The sequence below is a fragment of the Rhizobium sp. BR 362 genome, from assembly GCF_036528765.1.
GTDB lineage: Bacteria > Pseudomonadota > Alphaproteobacteria > Rhizobiales > Rhizobiaceae > Rhizobium.
Genome location: NZ_JARWGH010000085.1, coordinates 1 through 2363, shown reverse-complemented (window position 1 = coordinate 2363; position 2363 = coordinate 1). Strand labels below are relative to the sequence as shown.

Genomic DNA, 2363 nt, shown 5'->3' with positions numbered 1-2363 from the left:
GAAGTTGGTCGAGCTTGGCGACACGCCTTGATGCGCCGAAGCCAGCGACACCGCTTGCCTTGGGATCGTTTCCAAAGGCTCGTCCGCAAATACCTGCCACCGTGCCGGCTGATGCATCCGCATCCTGATGCTCGGCTTACCGTCACTACAGCCGATAGGAGCCGTATGCGGTAGTGCCGCACGTACGGAACTGACCGGGGGGCGATGGGTAACCATCGTCCCTACCGGGACCAATGAGAGCGGAACGCACTCCTGAAAAGGAACAAAACGTCAGCGATAGTTTCACACAGCCCGCCGCGACGCGGCGTTCTTGGCGGAGCGCGCTGATCTTTGTTGTGAAGGGACCAGCACCAGCAATGCTTGAGCTCAAAGAGCGATTCTGGAAATTTCAACCAAATCTGGCCAGCATTCGTTCCATCTTCGGACTTCTCCGATCCAAATAAGCGGTGCAGGTCCCCATCATAAAACTTTACACAATATTTGCAAAAGCAACTCCGCTAAAATGATACGCTTGCCACCAATGAGTATACATTGAGGGAGATGGTAATTGGCATTCGCCCTCGCACCGGTCGGAGTTACGCCAATGACAGAAAGAGCTCTCATTCTAATTGAAGGTAGCAGAGGTAATGGTCCTCTGTATATGAAGGCGGCCGCGCGCCTTGGACTTTATCCCATTACGCTGTCGGCTAATCCAACTCAGTATAGTTATCTTGCGGCGGAACGCGGTGAGGCAATCCGTGCCGACACGGATAATCTAGACGCGATGATCGGTCAGTGTTGCCGACTGAGTGCGGTGTATGACATTGCTGGCATTACCGGCTTTGCAGGTCGCGATGAATCCGAATATTTGATAATAAGCAATCTTTGCCGCCATTTCGGTTTACCGGGCCCGAATCCTGTCTCTATCGAACAGTGCTACGACAAGTTCGCCCAACGTGAACTCCTCGCACAAGCCGGCGTTCCTGTACCTGCTTACCGCCTGGCGACAGACGCGACTGGCATTGAAAGGTCTGCTATGGAAATCGGTCTGCCCGTGATACTTAAGCCAGTTGTTGGCAGTGGCAGCAGCGGTGTTCGATTGTGCCGCAACCTCGCCGAGTTGACTGAACATACGGACTATCTGCTGGGCGGGAAACACGTCTGGCGGTCTTCGCCGAAGATACTGGTCGAAGAATTTGCACAAGGCCCATACTATAGCGTCGACACTATGGGAAATGAGATTATGGCAGTTGGTACCGCTGATTTTGGCTGTCTGCCGTATTTCATTGCTCGTGAGTACATTTTCCCGGCGCCCCTGACTGGCCGACAATATGACTGCGTCGCTGAGATTTCACTAAGCTGCTTACGAGCGCTTGGGCTGGGCTGGGGGCCGGCGAACGTTGAATTGCGGTGGACAAAACGTGGCCCGGTCGCCATTGAAATCAATCCCCGTCTTCCGGGTTTGGCGACCCCTCGGCTGGTGCTACTAGCATACGGCGTAGATCTTGTGACTGAGCACATCAAGCTTGTCATCGGCGAAAAATCGGAGTTGCACATAACGCGCTCTCAGGTTGCGGGAGCGCGGTTCCTGGTGCCTGACAGCGACGGGATTCTTGATTGGGTCGATGGTGATGAAAGGGCAGCGGCTGAACTGGGTGTCGCCGAAGTTGAATTGTACGTCAAGCCTAAGACCGAAATTGTCAGAACGAGTGATTATCGAGACGCGATCGGGCATGTCATCGCCACCTCACCGCATCATACTCAAACGCAGACAATACTTGAGCGTGCCGCTAGCTTAATAACTTGGTCTATCATTCCATTTGCAACTCCTGCCGAATAGGAACCATGGGGGACCGATAACCTAATTATCCGTTCTTTGCCACCCGGCATTCACAACCGAGTGCAGAGAGAGATTGGACTTGGTTGTCGCAACTGGGCATTCACAGGTTCTGGGGCCCAGGCTCGATCGCGCCCCGCCGTGATCTTCGTGAGCGCGACGAACAGCCACTGCTTTCGGCGTTGGCCCGAATGGCATTGTTATCATAACCCTTGTCCGCCAGGAGGATATCTCCCTCGCCGAGTTCGTCCGTCAGCGCTTCGGCCTCGGTGCAATCGGCGACTTGCCCGCCGGTCAGACGCAGGGTGACGGGGCGACCTTCGGCGTCGACGAGGGCGTGGATTTTGCTCGTAATACGGCTTCTCATTGATCAGAACGCATTGGCCCATTCTCTGCGTCCGATGGACATGATGCGCCAGGGCTGACTTTCGAGTTTTCGCCATGCGTCGCAACAGTGATTGACGATATCGTCGTAGGATTTGAAGACTCGGTTCGAGAGCCAATTCTCGCGCATGAAGAGCCAGAGGTTTTCGACCGGGTTCAACTC

Annotated in this window: 1 protein-coding gene and 2 pseudogenes; 1 reads left to right on the top strand and 2 read right to left on the bottom strand. The window is 54.6% G+C overall.

Translation table 11 applies throughout. From position 1 onward, the window contains the following. Positions 1-583: 583 nt before the first annotated feature. Positions 584-1819: an ATP-grasp domain-containing protein gene (locus QDY28_RS30795; protein ID WP_184806390.1), complete on the top strand. Its 1236-nt coding sequence runs from the start codon at positions 584-586 to the stop codon at positions 1817-1819. A gap of 133 nt (positions 1820-1952) precedes the next feature. Here QDY28_RS30795 and QDY28_RS30790 read toward each other — a convergent pair. Next, positions 1953-2180: pseudogene (locus QDY28_RS30790) on the bottom strand (transposase); the annotation flags it as partial. A gap of 6 nt (positions 2181-2186) precedes the next feature. Then, a pseudogene (locus QDY28_RS30785) lies at positions 2187-2363 on the bottom strand (IS630 family transposase); the annotation flags it as partial.